Annotated in this window: 10 protein-coding genes; 2 read left to right on the top strand and 8 right to left on the bottom strand. The window is 51.5% G+C overall.

Going from position 1 to position 13,898, the window contains the following annotated elements; all coding sequences use genetic code 11:
• Position 1 precedes the first annotated feature (1 nt).
• The 4 genes from JFL75_RS00390 to JFL75_RS00375 all read right to left on the bottom strand — a co-directional run bounded on the left by JFL75_RS00390 (position 2) and on the right by JFL75_RS00375 (position 5,309).
• Entirely contained in the window at positions 2-2,095 is a 2,094-nt protein-coding gene (locus tag JFL75_RS00390; RefSeq protein ID WP_215624732.1) for a methyl-accepting chemotaxis protein, read from the bottom strand.
• A 356-nt stretch (positions 2,096-2,451) separates the two neighbouring features.
• A complete protein-coding gene (locus JFL75_RS00385; protein ID WP_215624731.1) occupies positions 2,452-4,107 on the bottom strand; it encodes a nucleoside kinase in 1,656 nt (551 codons plus the stop codon).
• A 119-nt stretch (positions 4,108-4,226) separates the two neighbouring features.
• Positions 4,227-4,445, bottom strand: coding sequence for a hypothetical protein (locus JFL75_RS00380; RefSeq protein ID WP_215624730.1), 219 nt, complete (start codon positions 4,443-4,445; stop codon positions 4,227-4,229).
• Positions 4,446-4,454: 9 nt separating this feature from the next.
• Positions 4,455-5,309 carry a hypothetical protein gene (locus JFL75_RS00375; protein ID WP_215624729.1) on the bottom strand — a complete coding sequence of 285 codons (855 nt, stop codon included), beginning with the start codon at positions 5,307-5,309 and terminating at the stop codon, positions 4,455-4,457.
• A 529-nt stretch (positions 5,310-5,838) separates the two neighbouring features.
• Between JFL75_RS00375 and JFL75_RS00370 the strand changes: the two genes are divergently transcribed.
• Complete coding sequence (locus JFL75_RS00370; protein WP_215624728.1) at positions 5,839-6,567, top strand: tRNA 2-thiocytidine biosynthesis TtcA family protein; 729 nt, start codon at positions 5,839-5,841, stop codon at positions 6,565-6,567.
• Here JFL75_RS00370 and thpR read toward each other — a convergent pair.
• From thpR to JFL75_RS00355, 3 genes are read right to left on the bottom strand one after another with little or no spacing between them, the layout of a single operon-like run.
• Positions 6,539-7,126, bottom strand: a complete 588-nt coding sequence (thpR, locus tag JFL75_RS00365) for an RNA 2',3'-cyclic phosphodiesterase (RefSeq protein WP_215624727.1) — start codon at positions 7,124-7,126, stop codon at positions 6,539-6,541. The two genes, JFL75_RS00370 and thpR, sit on opposite strands and share 29 nt — an antisense overlap.
• Positions 7,127-7,139: 13 nt before the next feature.
• Complete coding sequence (locus JFL75_RS00360; protein ID WP_215624726.1) at positions 7,140-8,585, bottom strand: nicotinate phosphoribosyltransferase; 1,446 nt, start codon at positions 8,583-8,585, stop codon at positions 7,140-7,142.
• On the bottom strand, positions 8,582-9,325 hold the full coding sequence (locus JFL75_RS00355; protein WP_215624725.1) for a nicotinamidase: 744 nt from the start codon (positions 9,323-9,325) through the stop codon (positions 8,582-8,584). The genes JFL75_RS00360 and JFL75_RS00355 overlap by 4 nt, the downstream gene beginning before the upstream one ends.
• A 428-nt stretch (positions 9,326-9,753) precedes the next feature.
• On the opposite strand from JFL75_RS00355, the gene JFL75_RS00350 reads away from it, so the two are divergent.
• On the top strand, positions 9,754-13,443 hold the full coding sequence (locus JFL75_RS00350; protein ID WP_215624724.1) for an EAL domain-containing protein: 3,690 nt from the start codon (positions 9,754-9,756) through the stop codon (positions 13,441-13,443).
• Here JFL75_RS00350 and fliJ read toward each other — a convergent pair.
• Complete coding sequence (gene fliJ, locus JFL75_RS00345; protein ID WP_215624723.1) at positions 13,440-13,889, bottom strand: flagellar export protein FliJ; 450 nt, start codon at positions 13,887-13,889, stop codon at positions 13,440-13,442. The two genes, JFL75_RS00350 and fliJ, sit on opposite strands and share 4 nt — an antisense overlap.
• Positions 13,890-13,898: the final 9 nt, after the last annotated feature.

The following is a 13,898-nucleotide window of genomic DNA, read 5'->3' as shown; positions in this document are numbered from 1 at the left end:
CTCAGACAGTAAAGCGGCCGATACCGTCCTCCATCCGGTTTACGAGGGAATCGTTTTCCACGGCAATATCGGATATCTCCTTCACCATGGCTTCCACACTGTCGACTTCGCTTACGATTTCCCTGGAATTAGAGAAAATTTCCTTGGAAGCCAGGGTAAGCTTTTCCATTGATTCCACAATAATCCTGTTTCCCTCGTTCATTTCGGAAGAACTGGCTTTTACTTTGGATGTTATCTCATTCATGTGTTTAATTGCGTCAAGAATATTCCGGGACCCTTCCCGCTGTTCAATCATGGCCGACTTTACTTCGGATACCAAAGAATCGGTGGCGCCTACCTTTCGGCTCAAAGACTCAAAAGCTTTTTCGGATTCATCGGTGGCACGGACAACTTCATCGATACTTTCCTGTACGGATTTCAGCTTAGCCCCGATGGTCTTGGACTGTTCACTGGAGGTTTCCGCCAGACGCCGGATTTCATCCGCCACCACCGCGAAACCTTTTCCGGCCTCGCCCGCGTGGGCGGCCTCGATGGCCGCGTTCATGGCCAGCAGATTTGTCTGGGCGGCTATGGCTCCTATGGCGGCATTCGCCTCCATGAGGCCTTCCGACTGGGAGGCAATATTGTTTATTTTTTCCTTCGACGCATTCTGAATAGCCAAACCTTTGTCCGAAGAAACCAGCAGGTGCTGGAATTCATCGGCAATATGTTCCGCCGAGGCGGTAACGGAACTGATACTGCTCACCATTTCCTCAATCGACGCGGAAGCTTCCGAAATACTCGCCGCCTGATCGGCGATAAGCTCATCAAGCTTGTATACGCCCTGACTCGATTGATTTACCGCGGCGGAAGAATCATGGATATTGGAATCCTGCTGCCCCAAACGGTTCTGAATTGAGTCAACGAGATCCGATATCTGTTTCATTTCCACCGTGGTTTGCTGGGAATCGGCTCCGAGTTTCTGGCTGCTGATTTTTATCCGGTCCTGCACCAGCTTGATGTCCATAATAATAGCCGAGAGTTTCCCGATAAAATTATTGAAATTGGCTCCCAGTTCACCGATTTCATCGGTTCTTTTTATTTCGAGACGGTGGGTCAGATCCGCCTCACCCTGGGCAAGGTGCGCGAACTCCGCGGCAAGATTTTTTATAGGCCGGGAAATCCACATCCCCAGAAGGACCGACAACCCTATGGAAATCAGTATGGATACGCCCATAATGATGCCGAGAATTAAATTCAGCCTGTTCTGGGGAGCCCGGAGTTCTTCCGTGGCAATGACGAGACCGAGACGCCATTTGTACTCCGGGGATATTTCGGAGGAAAAAAGCGTATAATCGGTTCCGTCAAATCCCTTGTATTCACCGATAGTGTTTTCACTGCTCAGGATTGTGCGTGACAGGACGGTCATACCCCGGTACCCGTGCATTTCATCCCCTTCGGTTATATTTACTTTCATGATGGCATCTTCAATTTTTGACGCCATCACGAGGCCGGTGCTGTCAACAACCCAGCCGTAACTCGTTTTGCCGATATCAATGCCGGAAACGGTTTTTGAAAGCTGTTCAAGGGTAATTTCAAAGGCCAGAGCGGCTTTGGCATTTCCCGCGGGATCATCCACGGACTGCACCATGGTTATTACCGCATTCCCGCTGTTGCGGGAAATCTGCGGATTGCTCATGTAATTATCCCTGCCCTCCCGGAAGATCGCGATATAATAAGGCCTGTCGGGAACCATTACGTACTGCTGCGGCTGCGTCGTAGCACGGCCGTCAGGCCATACGACATAGGCATGGGAAACGGCGGGCCCCATTTTGCCGATCATTTCCTGTGCGTAGTATTCAAGTTCAGTCTCGGAACAGGCTCTGATATAATCCTGATCCGCCAGCGCCTTGACCATCTGACGGTGCTGCTGGATGAACATTTCAATTTCATCCGAACGGGCGTTGGCGATTTGAATACTGTTGGAATTAACGGAAGCGGTCAGGTACATATCAACTTCTTTTACCACCACAATAAAAATGGCAAGAAGTATCAATACGACAATGGAACCTACATAGGTGGCGACTTTAACGCCAATCGGCATACGCAACTTCATGATGTACTCCCATGATAATCAATTCCCGAATGTCTGATCGTGAATTATTATGTGTCGGATAAATTAAATTGGCAAGCTTTTTTTATTATTTTTAATATATAGTCCAATGAATAATATACCATAGTGTAATATCTGATCCGCATAATAATGTTCCAAACCTTTGATTAAGATTTTTTTTCGTTACCAGAATTTTTACACGACAGGAGAAAGGTCTGTCAAATTATTTTTTTATAACGGCCGCTGCTTTTTGGTAGTCCGTTATTTTTAGATGAGTTTTATTAAGAATTAATTAATACATCGAAACAAAGACTGCGGTTTCGGCGCCGGCCGCGGGAACCGGCGCCATTATCAGCGGCTTAGTATTTGAATTCGCTTTCGCCGATAAATTCCCGGAGGATACTGTTTCCCGGAACGTACTGCGGCGGTATGGGCGCGAAGTTCTCAAGGAACGACAGAAGCCGGACCGCTTCGGAATATTCCGCCATATTGGGTTTTACCGACCGCAGCAGCGGTTCAGCGTAAAATTTCAGAACCGCCAGCTCGTAATCCAGGGCGGAGTTGAAAGCCACATCGGCGCCGTTCTGGAACGGAAAAATGTGGCGCCGCTCTCCCCGCTGAACACTGGGCCACATACGTATGGTTTGGGCGGCGTTGTTTCCCCGGAACTGGTAATCCCGGACCATCCGGCGGAGGAGCCGGTTGTCACTGGTGGGGATACGGTTATGGTCATCAAGATTGAGCTGGGTAAGGGCGGAAACATACAGTGTGAATTTTTTATCCCGGTCTATCTCGGGCGTCAGGGCATCATTGAGACCGTGGATCCCCTCGAGGATAAGCATACTCCGCCGTTCAAGACGTATCTTCTTTCCGCCGGACTCCCTGCGCTTTCCGATTTTAAAATCAAAGCTGGGAATTTCCACCTCATCTCCCCGGAACAGGGCAAGGAGCTGCTCGTTCAGATAGGGAACATCCAGCGCTTCCAGGCATTCCAGGTCAGGTTCACCGTTTTCATCCTTGGGCGCGTCTTCGGGTCCAAGGTAGTAATCATCCAGCCCCACCATGATAGGTTCAATTCCCATAACCTTGAGCTGGATCGCGAGCCGTTTAGCGCTGGTGGTTTTTCCGGAACTTGACGGGCCGGCAATGAGCACCACCCTGACCGAATCCCGGCGCTCGTAAATCCGGTCGGCGATTTCCGCCATCTTCTTGGACTGGAACGCTTCGGCTATGCGGATATAGTCCCGGATAGTGCGGTCGGACACCAGTTTGTTGAGGTGACCCACGGCATGAACGCCGATAATCCTTCCCCACTTCTTATACTCATTGTAGACGGAGAAAATCTTTTCGCTGTCTTCAAAGGGTCCGACCGTTCCCTGGCCGAACCCCGGAAACCGGAGAAGGAATCCGTCTTTGTAATCCATCAGCTCAAAGGCCCGGAGGATTCCGGTCCGGGGAACCAGAGGTTCAATATACAGGTCAACGAAATCCCGGCACCGGTTTACGGGAATTTTTGAATCGCTCCGCTGTTCAAGCAGAAAGGCGGTATCGGTCTGGTTGTTTTTTTTGAAAAGCTCCAGGGCTTCGCTGTAGGCCATGTATGAAAACTCGATAGGAAGGTCTTCTTCCACAAGTTTTTTCATCTGGCTCTCCAGGGCTTTTATCTCCTCCGGACTGGGTTTTCTGTCATTGGCAAAGGTATAATAATAGCTGTTCCCCAGGGAATGTCCCACATAGATACTCCGGTCGGGAAAAAGGTCCCGGGCGGCAACCGCAAGGAGAAACGCCAGGGAACGGCGGTAAATCATAACACCGTCGGGCATGTCCATAAGCACCGGTTCCATGGCGGCGTTGATTTCGATCCGGCTGGAAAGCGGAACAATTTCATTGTTTACCTTGACCGCCGCGAGTTCCTCATGCAGGGGGGATAAATTATCTACAAGCTCATCAGCCCGTGTCCCGATTGGGCAGTGAACACTGGTGCCATTGGGAAAAGATATCTGTATCTCATTCATGAATACCTCGCTTTCTGCGGTGAATCGCGGCGGACGGCAGGCGCAGCCATACAATCCGGCCTTCTACAAATATATCCTATTTTCCTAAAATAGCCAAAACAAAACGGTCAGCCCGGTGGTTACTTCTGCGGCCGGGAATCATGGGAATCAATAATTGTTTCCATCCACGCGCCGGGACCGACGTACCGGAGGGTCGGCGGAAGTTCATCTTCCAGCCCGGAAAGGGAGACAGGAACGGCCAAGGCCGAAGCCAGCCGGGAAAGGGCTTCCCGGTAACTGTCACTCTTCCCCACGGAATTGTTATTCAGATTTTCAAGCAAGGTTTCTTTATCAACCATGAGGATTCCTTAAAAAAGTTCGAGCTGGCCGGAATACACCGTTTCCCGCTGTCTCGGCATAACTGCGGCCCGGTATCCGCCGGGGGAATCGGTCCGGCCGCCGAGAGCGGAAACCGCATCGGCAATAACGGCGGCCATTGCGCTGTCAAGGAATTCTCCATCCCCCGCGTCCAGCGCGCCCCGGAGCGCCCGGACCGCCGCTTCATTGTCCCGGCCGATGAGGGCAAAACCGAAGACACAGAGGCCGTCGGCTTCCCCCAAAGCCCGGAGCAGCAGCGGGAAAAAATCTGTTCCGCTGTACCCCTGGTCATTCAGAAGGGAAAGGCAGTATTGGGCGTACCGGACCGCCAGAAGCGGGCCGTCGCAGCGGTGCTGTTCCCGGAGTTTCCGGAAAACTTCACAGACAAGCCGCTCAAAGTAATCGGTCATGTTATGGCGGAAGGCCTCTTCCGCCTGCTCCGCCAGAACCGTAACCGGATGGGGCGTGATGAGCAGTTTCCGGTATAGGTTCCGGACCGGCACGGGCGCCGAGGCAAGTTCCCGGGAGGTTCCGCCGCCGCCGCCCCGGGCTGCCATCCATGACCGGAAAAGGGGTTTAAGAACCCCCGGCGGAGCGTCATCCGCAAGAGCATCCAGGGTGTCCCGGCATCCTGCGGGATCATCCCGGTACATCGCCTGTATGGCGCGAACCAGATGTTTCCAGGATTCCAGGCGGGGATCCCGCACATGGTCCATGGCGGCCAGGGCTTCGGGATTTTCGAGGCCGTTGCTTACGGCGTCAAAGGCATCCAGCAGCCCCCACGCCGCTGATTCAGGGGGCATCTGTTCAATAAGGCTGTACAAATCGGGGATTTTATCATTCATGCTGTGGCTATAGAATACCGCAATTCGGGGATTGTGGTCAATGAAAATGGGGGAGCACCGAGTCTGACAAGCCTGGAATCATCCGTGTTTAACCAGTGCTTCGGGGCCTGTCGTACAAAAATGGGGAATGGCTCCTCAGCGGCCTGCGGCCTCGAAAGTCGCCCATTCCCCATTTTTGTACGCCACCCGTTGTTACTATTGCAGCCCGGATGATTCCAGGCTCAACCGGCTCGGTGCTGCCCGATCAGGAGGGCTGCTCCCCCTGGCTTCAGCCTTGCCGCAGTAAGTGTGGAGTTTTTCGGAGCAAAACTCCTGAAAGACTTGACGCCACAGGTGGCAAGTCTTACGCTACCCCCACTCCTGGTCCGGACGAATTGCTGCCGGAACTGCCTGGTCCCGGTTGCCATAGCACCCCGGCGGGACCCTCGGACCGGGTATCCCCATGCTTCTGTGCCGGATACGATATACTGCGGGGACCCCGGGACAGCGCCTTGTACAGGCCGGCTTCCGGAAGGTACAATCACACTATATGGCATTAAGCGGCGTTGAAAAACTCATAGCCAAAGCGATTCACGATTATTCACTCATCAATGAAAGTGACCGCATCCTGATCGGCGCTTCCGGGGGCAAGGATTCGGCGGTTCTCGCATGGGCGCTTTCCCGGAGGCGCAAATGGAATGCCGGAAATTTCGAACTGCGGGGAGTCCATATCTCCGGTGATGTTCCCGGCGGAGGTGTGCACGGACCGGCGCTGGAAGCGCTGGTTTCTCTCTACAAAACACTGGACATCCCCCTGGAAATCGTAAGCATACCGATTATCGGCCGCCTCAAACCGGGAAAAAGCATGAACTGCTATTGGTGCGCTACCCAGCGGAGAGGGGAACTGATCAGTTACACCCTTTCAAAGGGGTTTAATAAAATAGCCCTGGGACACCACCTCGATGATATCCTCACCACCCTGCTTATGAACATGGTCAAAAAAGGGGAAACCGCCACCATGGTGCCGCGGATGAAATACCGGAAATATCCCGTTGAAATTATCCGCCCCCTTGCGCTGGTGCAGGAGGAATCAATCCGTTCCTTCGCCGGGTCCATGGGATGGACCGCCCACACATGCACCTGTGACTACGGAGCCGACCGCGAACGGAAGGAATTTCAGCGGCGCATGCACTGCCTCTGCGGCAATACCGAGGAAGGGAAACGGAATCTTTTCAGGGCAATGACCAACATCAGGGAAGAGTATCTCCCGTTCCCGTAAAGACGCAGCCGGTCAGCTCGGTGTATACCGCGCCGCGCCGGCGGAGTTCGGAGCTGAACACGCAGACACGCCCCAGCAGCGCTTCGCCTGAAAAGATACGATCCGTATCATCAGGAGAAAGCAGCAGCCGGGACCGGCCCCGGCGGGCTACGGTGACATGGGGTGTAAAGCGTCTTTCCGGCGCGGCCCGGAAGGAATATCCCGCGGCGGCTCCCGCCCGGGCGAGACGCGATTCAAGATCCGCCGCCAAATCCGCCAGTTCATCTGCCCCCTTTCCGATTTCCACCGCCAGAACGGAAGGCTCCCGTTTTGCGGGAAAGGTTTTCAGCCCCAGGAATTGAATTGCCGGCGGCGATGCGTCCGCGGCCAGGGCGGATACGGCGGCTTCAACCAGGGACAGCCCGAACGTATCCAGTTCACCTAAAAAAGCGAGGGTAATATGCAGGTTTTCCGGAGAAACCCACCGGAAATCCGGATGGTTCCGTCTGAGACTTGAGAGAAAATCCGTAAGACCGCGGCGGGTGTCATCGGGAATGGGCAGTGCCGCAAAAACACGCATGCGGGCCTGCTTTCTACAGATCCCCGAGGTGGTTCTTTATCAGGTCCAGCTTAAGGTCTCTCAGCCTAGCCGTGACGGAAACTTTATAGATATGGGGATTGAGCATACGCTTGTAGCTGCTGTCAAAGATTTCCAGTCCCGCTTTTACTTTTTTCTGTATCTCCGCCAGAGGAGTTTCGGAGCACAACAGTTCCCCGCGGTCCATGCGGAGTTTAAGCATGGGCTCCGCCGCCGTGACATCGTGGTAAAAATGGCGGTAATCCGCGGAGGGATGCCAGAATGCGTACCGGTTTCCGGGAACAACCGCGTCACCGGGGTCCGCGGGATCATCCAGGGACAATATGTCCGCCACGGCGTTACCGTTTGCGTCCACCAGGCGCCATACCTGCTTGATCCCGGGGTTCGTAGTTTTTTCGGGATGGTCGGAAAACTTCATCACCGGCTGGAAGGATCCGCCGGCATCCTGTTTCGCCGCCAGCTTGTAAACCCCGGTAAAGGCGGCATCGGAACCGCCGGTAACCAGCTGTGTTCCCACCCCCCAGGTATTTATCGGGGCTCCGGCGTTTGTCAGAGTCTGAATTATGGATTCATCCAGGTCATTGGAAACGGTAATCGTCGCGTCCGTAAGCCCCTGGGCATCCAGAAATTTCCGTACTTCCATAGACAAATAGTGAATGTCCCCGGAATCGAGCCGCACCCCAAAGGTGCGGCCCTGAGCGGCAAGACGCCGCCCCACCGCGGCGGCATTCTGGATACCGCTTCTCAGGGTATCGTAGGTGTCGATTAAGAAGACAGGATGATTGGGATAAATATCGGCGTACGCCTGGAACGCCTCTTCTTCCCCGGGATAGGACATTACCCAGGAATGCGCCATGGTCCCCATTACCGGTATGCCGAATGTTTTGCCCGCGAGAACATTGGAGGTGCTTTCCGCCCCGCCGATAAAAGCGGCCCGGGATGCAGAAAGCGCGCCGTCCGGTCCCTGCGCCCGGCGGAGACCGAACTCCATAACCCGGCCTTTGCCCGAAGCAAGCCAGACCCTGGCCGCTTTTGTCGCGATCAGACTCTGGAAGTTAACCGTGTTGAGGAGCAGGCTCTCGATAATCTGGCATTCGATAAGCGTTCCCTGTACCCGGATAATCGGTTCCTGGGGAAAGATAACCGTACCTTCATCCATGGACCAGATCTTACCGGTGAATTTGAAAGCGCTTAAATAGTCCAGGAACCGTTTATCAAAGATTCCGAGATTATCCAGGTACGCTATGTCTTCCGGGTAAAACCCGGTGGCGCGTATTTTTTCCAGCAGCGTTTCCAGGCCGGCAAAAACCGAAAAGCCGCCGCCGAAAGGCTGGCGGCGGAAAAACATTTCGAAGACCGCTTCCTGCCTGTAATCCCTAAGCCAGTATCCCTGGGCCATTGTAAGCGCGTAAAAATCGCTCAATAAAGCGGACTGTTTCACCGTATCTCCTTGGAATCCATAAAACTGATCCCCGCGGACCGCATAACGTCAAAGGCCTTTTCCACGGAACCCTCGGGACTACCCACACCCCGGACAGCGTCCGTGAGGACCACCGTCACGAAACCGAGCCGCACCGCGTCCATGGCGCTGTAAAAAACACAGTAATCCGTTGCCAGTCCGCCGAGAAAAACCGTTCCGATATCGAGATCCCGCAGGTACCCTTCCAGCCCTGTGGAGGTCCGGCGGTCATTCTCGAAAAAAGCGGAATAGGAATCGATCTCTTTGGAAGATCCTTTACGGATTATACAGTTAACAAAATTTAAATTCAGCCCGCCGTGGAGCTGCGCGCCGGCGCTCCCCTGAACGCAGTGATCGGGCCACAGCACCTGCTCCACCGCAGACGGCAGCGGAATCCCCGTAAGGGACGCTTCCGTTTTTTTCCCGGAATCTCCGGATATATCTATGGGAACGGTAATTACATCATGAATTTTCATTCCGGGATGGGAAGAAGCAAAGGAAACATGGCCCAGCGGATGCCAATCCTGGGTGGCGACGACTTTTCCGCCGGCGTAATTCAGCTTTTCCGCAAACCTATTAAGCGGCGCTACCACTGCCCCGCCGTCTTTTACGGCAAGGGTTCCTTCGGGGAAACGGACTCCTCCGGCATTTGTATAGGCAGGGCAAAAATCATTCTGTACATCAATTTCCAGCAAGGCTGACCTGAAAAAATCAATGACCATTTTCGGTTCCCTTTTTCACTCTTTGACAACTAAAGAGAGTTTTTTCGGCTATAGACATATCTTATAGTAGATCAGGGAGGTCTACAAGATAAAAAAAGAAAAAAAACATTTGAAATATTACTAAATATATAAGACAATAGGATCTAATTAAAAAATTGAATATATAAAAACATTGATAAAATGAAACTGCGGCTGTTTACGGCAAAATGACTGATCGTAAACAGAAAAGAAAACCAGCATAGGAGTAATCACCCGGAATCAGTTACCCCGGATGCTTATTGAAAGCTTTCAATAAACATCCGGCGGCGGAACAAAACGGGACTTTAAAAAAAACCGAGATACAAAAAAACAGGACGGAGGATTTACCCCGTCCCTTATAGTAAGGCTGAAGATCAGAGTTGTGCATAATTGAGCAGAGGGGACTTAAAATGAGTAAAGCCTTGGTTGATTTTAACGATGTTATTGACCTGACACTCCTGCAGACTGTACAGGATATTTTTTCTGCCCTTATTAAAGCTCCTGTTTTTGTTTTGGACGCAGACGACCACGAAGTTACCAAAGGCGCCGTACCTTCCAGGATGCATGATGTTCTTGAAAACCAGGATTTTCAGAAACTGTATATAGATTTTAAGCAGAACACCATGCAGGTTGTCCGTACATCCCTTGGCTCCTGCATAAAAAAACACGCCGTTACGGATCTTGCGGATATCTGCATCCCTATTATCAACAAGAATGTTTACACGGGATGCTGGTATATCAGCCAGGTAAAAACGGAAACCACCAATACCGACGCGATCCTGGAGCACAAAGACGTACTGGGTACAGCGTATACCGACATATGGGAAGAAATAAAAACAGCCCCGACGGTAACGGAATCGGAAATACAGACAATTTATAATTCCCTGAATATCATCTCCAATGTCCTTATCCGGGCCCGGAACAAATCCAAGGATCTTGAACATAAAAACCGAAGCCTCAATATGCTCTCAACTCATCTCAAGTCAACCATTGAGACGATGAACAACTTCATTGATATATCGGGCGTCGGAATTTACTTAGTCGATTTTAACACCTACGAAATGCTGCTGTGCAACAAGTATTTCGCCGAATCGGTGGACAGCACCGTGGATGATTTAAAAGGCGCCACCTGCTATAAACTGCTCGGCTTCAATGAACCCTGTCCGTTCTGTCCTAAGGAAAAGCTGCTCATGGACACTTCGGAAATGACAAAAAACCTTGACTGGGAACTCAAGCTCAGCAATTCCGACAAATGGCTGCAGGTTAACAGCCGGGTTCTCCACTGGGTCGACGGCCGGCTGTGCCATATTGTTAGTTTCTATGACATAACCGAACGGAAACAGCTCCAGGACAAATTATCCTATACCGCCTATTACGACCAGCGGATGAAAATTCCCAATGGTTTCTTTCTGGCCCGGGATATAAAAAATTACATTTCGAAGAACTCATTTCTGATCTGCTTTGATCTCAATGAACTGCGGAAGATAAACGAGGCATACAACCGGGAAGCGGGCGACATCCTGCTGGACGAAATAAAGAACTGGATATTCAGGCTCCCCTACTACGGCATCAACCTGTACCGGATTGAGAGTGACGGCTTCGCCGTGTTCCTGCAGGATTATTCGGAACCCGAAATTATAAAAATAGCGCGGATAATCTGGGAGCGGTTTAATAACCCATGGGAAATATGGATGGGGAGTACGACCCATACGGTTTTTATCGGCATAACCATGGGGATAATCCCCTGCCGCCAGGAATTCAAGGATTTTGATGAACTGCTGACAACGGTTGAACGGGTTATCGACATGGCCCGGAAAAAAGACGGCATCCTGATTTACAACGACGAAGCAAACGCGGCGTTCAACGAACATCTGCGTCTCGAGCTGAGTCTTAAAAATTCCGTCCTCGACAACATGCAGGGTTTTTCGGTGTATTACCAGCCCATTGCGGATCCGGTGACCGGAACATGGACAAGCATGGAATCCCTGTGCCGGTGGGTCAGCCCGGAATTCGGCCCCGTATCTCCGGCGGTTTTTATCCCCGAAGCGGAAAAGCTGGGACTGGTCGGGATGATTGACCAATGGGTGCTTGAGGAAGCGATAAAAAACACCAAGAACTGGGGACTGGACACGCTGGACCGGTTTATCCTTGATGTCAACCTTTCACCGATCCAGCTGAATGATTACGATCTCTGCGACAAAGTTGTGGCGCTGCTGCGGAAATACAACTATCCCCCGGAAAAACTGAGCCTCGAAATAACCGAAAGCGCGGAGGTAAACTTTAATGAGAGAACGATTGCCATACTCGACAGTTTCAGACAGGCGGGGATAAGCCTTTCGCTGGACGACTTCGGAACAGGGTACGCTTCATTCTCAAAACTCAACACCCTTCCGGTGAACACCATCAAACTCGACCAATCATTTGTGAAAAACGTTGAGAATGACGAGTATCTTCGCCACGTAATCCGGGTGATGGTTGATTTTGCCCACGGGGCCGGTTTCAAAGTGATCGCGGAGGGCATTGAGAACACGAACCAGATGCAGATCCTGCTCGAGAACGAAGTTGACTTCTTCCAGGGTTTCCTGTTCTCCAAACCGCTGCCGGCCGTGGAGCTGCAGGCGCTCCTGGGCAACTTCTCGAACTCGGTCAATGTTTTTCCCGTCAAAACATACGATCCCATAAATCTCGACAATCTTAATAAACCCGGGGGCGGTTACGCGCTGCCTTCAAATTTTTACAAACTCATTAACCACGCGATGTCAGTCCTGAACAGCGCCGAGGATGTGCCCGATGCGATCAGCCAGGTACTCGGACTCATCGGGGAGAAACTGCGTATCAGCCACGCCATGGTTTTCCGCTTTAACCAGGAAGGTGAAGAGAACGACGTATATGAATGGTATGCGGAGGGCATACCGCTGAAGACCGAAAGCGTTCTGGATGAAAAACTCAATTTTATTTTCATGGAACTGCTGATTTCAAACGGTATCATCCTGGCTTCCGATATGTCCCTCCTGGATCCGGAGATACAGGAAAGCCTCAAGTTTTTTGATGTCAACGCCCTAATTGCGCTGCCTTTCTGGGAGAACAACCGGATATCGGGCTTTTTCCTCATCAGTGAGCGGATAAGAAAATACCGCGAATGGAAACCGGAAGAGGTGCAGCTTCTCTACCACATCGCGGTTCTGATTGCCGGCACTATCAAACGTTCTTCCCTGCGGAAGGAGATTGTCCGGACCAACGAAATTCTCGAAATCATTCTGAACCAGCTGGACACCCTGGTGTATGTTTCGGATATTGAGGATCACCGGATTCTTTTTATGAATGATATGATGAAGGAATACTACCATGCGGAAAATCCCGCCAACGAACCATGCCATTCGGTTTTCCATGGCAGAAAAGAAAAGTGCGCCAGCTGTCATGAGGATGAATTGGTTGACGGCGGTTCCGATAAAGTTGTGGTTAACGAATCCTTTGATGAGAATACGGGACGGTACTTCCGGGTATATGACAGCATAATACCATGGCAGGGAAAAAAAGCCCATCTCCGGTATTCCATGGATATTACCCAAATGCGGCAGTATCAGGACAAACTAAACCTGTTTGCTTCGATGGATATGTTCGCGTCGGCACTGAACAAAAGCACCCTCTCCGAGATGATCAATTCCCTGTGCTACAAAGCTGAGAAGTCAAACATTATCGTCAGTATCTGCTACGTTGAACTCGACAAGCTGGACCAGATAAGGAAAGACCGCGGTAATCCTATAGGAGATGATTATCTGAGCGGAACCGTAAGTACTTTGATGAATACCTTCAGATCCTATGATATTATCGGACGGTACGGAGAACGTGATTTTGTGATCGCCCTGCCCTCCTGCACTAACATACAGTCGGAATACAAAATTCAGCAGGCCCTGAACAATTTAAAGGCAAAAGGGAAAAAAGAGGAGTGGCCCTTTGATCCGGCGTTCAGCTATGGAATAGCGATGAATACGGAACTGCCCTACTCTGATCAGGATGGATCCTACTCGGAAAAAATAATTGAACTGGCGCTGAATAAAATACGGGAAAAGAAAAACAACCGGAAAAATGTTTTATCCTAGGAGCCGCCGAGGATACTCTGCCGTGCCTGGCGGCCGTTGGAGATATCGTCAAGTTCCTTTATTTCCTCATTCATAAGGTTCTTTTTGTATTCCTGCAGCCGTTTTTCCCTGAGCTTGTCGAGGACCTTGCGCTCCCGGGATGCTTCGATGTATTTCTCCCGGGCCGCAGCCACCACCAGTTCCGCCTTGGCGGCATCCTCGAAGAGTTTATCCTTGAGTTTGTCGAGCCTTATTATATAGAGATCCGTATTGTAGATTTCCGCCGATTTCCGGCCGGGAAGGAACCGCAGGGATGCCGCTTCCACCCGTTTTTTCGCGACATCCTGAATCTCCTGCTCTACCGCAGTAAGGGCGCCAATGGCCCGGCCCAGTTCGATTTCCGATTCCCGCTCCCGGTAAGCTTTGAGTTCCAGAACCTTTTCCAGGCTGAAACTGAATTTCTTCACGGTGGTTTC

This window comes from Breznakiella homolactica (assembly GCF_016616095.2).
GTDB classification, from domain to species: domain Bacteria; phylum Spirochaetota; class Spirochaetia; order Treponematales; family Breznakiellaceae; genus Breznakiella; species Breznakiella homolactica.
The sequence above is the reverse complement of the archived record's forward strand: the minus strand, read 5'-3'. Positions and strand labels throughout refer to the sequence as shown.

Excerpts from the sequence above, each read along its gene's own strand:
- JFL75_RS00390 (WP_215624732.1), bottom strand. The coding sequence starts at position 2,095 with ATGAAGTTGCGTATGCCGATTGGCGTTAAAGTCGCCACCTATGTAGGT.
- JFL75_RS00385 (WP_215624731.1), bottom strand. The coding sequence starts at position 4,107 with ATGAATGAGATACAGATATCTTTTCCCAATGGCACCAGTGTTCACTGC.
- JFL75_RS00380 (WP_215624730.1), bottom strand. The coding sequence starts at position 4,445 with ATGGTTGATAAAGAAACCTTGCTTGAAAATCTGAATAACAATTCCGTG.
- JFL75_RS00375 (WP_215624729.1), bottom strand. The coding sequence starts at position 5,309 with ATGAATGATAAAATCCCCGATTTGTACAGCCTTATTGAACAGATGCCC.
- JFL75_RS00370 (WP_215624728.1), top strand. The coding sequence starts at position 5,839 with ATGGCATTAAGCGGCGTTGAAAAACTCATAGCCAAAGCGATTCACGAT.
- thpR (WP_215624727.1), bottom strand. The coding sequence starts at position 7,126 with ATGCGTGTTTTTGCGGCACTGCCCATTCCCGATGACACCCGCCGCGGT.
- JFL75_RS00355 (WP_215624725.1), bottom strand. The coding sequence starts at position 9,325 with ATGGTCATTGATTTTTTCAGGTCAGCCTTGCTGGAAATTGATGTACAG.
- JFL75_RS00350 (WP_215624724.1), top strand. The coding sequence starts at position 9,754 with ATGAGTAAAGCCTTGGTTGATTTTAACGATGTTATTGACCTGACACTC.